At 37.9% G+C, this 1,874-nt stretch carries 3 protein-coding genes; all 3 read left to right on the top strand.

The genetic code is table 11. From position 1 onward, the window contains the following. Positions 1 to 248, top strand: a 248-nt coding sequence (locus A142_RS15965) for a hypothetical protein (protein WP_019821584.1), incomplete at its 5' end; no start/stop codon positions are given. Next, positions 248 to 1,612 carry a zonular occludens toxin domain-containing protein gene (locus A142_RS15960; RefSeq protein ID WP_019821583.1) on the top strand — a complete coding sequence of 455 codons (1,365 nt, stop codon included), beginning with the start codon at positions 248 to 250 and terminating at the stop codon, positions 1,610 to 1,612. The genes A142_RS15965 and A142_RS15960, both read left to right, overlap by 1 nt. A gap of 14 nt (positions 1,613 to 1,626) precedes the next feature. Continuing rightward, positions 1,627 to 1,854: a hypothetical protein gene (locus tag A142_RS15955; RefSeq protein ID WP_019821582.1), complete on the top strand. Its 228-nt coding sequence runs from the start codon at positions 1,627 to 1,629 to the stop codon at positions 1,852 to 1,854. Positions 1,855 to 1,874: the final 20 nt, after the last annotated feature.

Raw genomic sequence — 1,874 nt, 5'->3', positions numbered from 1 at the left:
TATTTTCATACATTCAGATTTTTATGATTAAGATGAAATTAAAAGCTGAATTGGAATTTATTAAGCTCTCTTATAACTCGGCTCAAATCTTGTTAAAGGAGATTGGTTTCAATGACATTTTGTCTCAAGCTTTTAATGCTTTACCTGATGAGTTGAGATTTTATGCGTTCAAGTTTGGTGTTCCTCAAGGTCTAGCGGTTTGGGCTAACTTCTTCACGACTGCTTTAGTGATGAGGCTCTCTAGATAATGGCTATTACCATAAGAACGGGCGCTAATGGCTCTTACAAGTCTGCATATACGGCTTACTTCTCTATCTATCTGGCTTTAAAGGCGGGTAGGACTGTTGTGACTAACATCGAGGGTATGGAGCCTCTATCGTCGATTGAGGAGCGATTTAACATTAAGTTCCCTAGTACATCAAAACTCTTTCGTATTACCTCTAGGGATGAATCAGGGGTTAATCTTTGGACTCATTTTTTCTGTTGGTGTCCTATTGGTGCGCTTATTGTTATTGATGAGTGTCAGGATATATTCTCTAAAAATGTCGGCTTTGATATGAGAAAGGTTAAATATAAACCTCTCTCTGATTTCATTACTCAATCACCTAGTGATGGCTTATTACCTAAAGATTACGTGCATTTTTTTAATTCTCGTCATAACCCTGTTGATATGGATGATTTGAAAGAGTCTGAAACTGATGATAGGGGTGTTGCTGAATATGATAGTGATGGTCGAATAATATATCCTCATACTTTCAATGAGGGATTTATGAGACATCGAAAATATGATTGGGATATCGAGTTGCTTTCACCAGATTGGAAGCAAATTGATTCAGGTATTAAAGCTTGTGCTAATCAGAACTTCTTTCACAAGGGGCGTGACCAGTTTTTCTGGACAAGAAGAAAACCCTATATTTTAAAACATGATAAAGCAGTAACTACGCCTGTTATTCCTAAAAAAAAGGACATTAACTTAACGAGTCAAAAAATACCGCTAGATGCTTTCATGCTTTACAAATCTACGGGGACGGGGAGTGCTAAGAAACAATTAGCAATGAATACGCTTTTCCGTAGCCCTAAAGCTATTTTGATTTTTCTATTATCTATATTTTGTTTCGGGTACATAATTTATGACTTATCCAATCGTTATTTTGAAACTTCTGAGACGGTGGAGGAAGAGGGACAAACAACGTCTTCAACTGCCGTTCTTGAGCAAAATAAAATACCACCTAATAAAAGTGCTGAAAATTCTGGGGATGTATCTTCTAGTGGGGATAGCAGTAAAGTTGATGACAAAACTGTTCTTTCTCATGTTCCTATAGCTGAGGTTCTTCCGTTTGAAGGAATTAAGAAAGCGTTTGTAACGGGTGTGAATTTCGCTATTAAAAACGGCTCTATCGAACGACAAGTTAGTATCGAGGTTCAAGCTTTAGATGGTTTTTATTCTGTGAATGAAAACTTTCTCAAGGCTTATAACATTACTTTTGACCGGATTGATGATTGCTTGTTGAAATTGAACAGAGGCCAACTCTCGAAATTGATAACGTGCAAACCTTACGCAGCTGCGACAGCTTCTCCAGAAGTAGCTCGTGCTGATGTTAAATTATTTTAGATTAGAGGTATTACATGGGAAACATTATTCAAATTACAGTTGAAGATTTTGACGCTTTACTGGAAGCATTGATTGTTGGTGAGGTTTTAGCGGTTATAACTGGCTTGCTTATTTACGAGGGTCTTTATTTGGCTGTTCGTTGGTTGTTTCGTTCGAATGACCAGCAACAAGCACAAACTAGCCCCGCAGGGATAAGCGAACATGATCATGTTAAGGGGTCGGTTTCGCCTGATGAGCGATAAGCAGCGAAGCGTAGCAATGT

It is taken from the genome of Vibrio splendidus 12E03, from assembly GCF_000272105.2.
Lineage (GTDB): Bacteria > Pseudomonadota > Gammaproteobacteria > Enterobacterales > Vibrionaceae > Vibrio > Vibrio splendidus_I.
This window is presented reverse-complemented; position numbering and strand designations above follow the sequence as displayed.

Bases quoted from the DNA above. Each gene is read 5' to 3' on its own strand.
- A142_RS15960 (WP_019821583.1), top strand. From the start codon at position 248: ATGGCTATTACCATAAGAACGGGCGCTAATGGCTCTTACAAGTCTGCA.
- A142_RS15955 (WP_019821582.1), top strand. From the start codon at position 1,627: ATGGGAAACATTATTCAAATTACAGTTGAAGATTTTGACGCTTTACTG.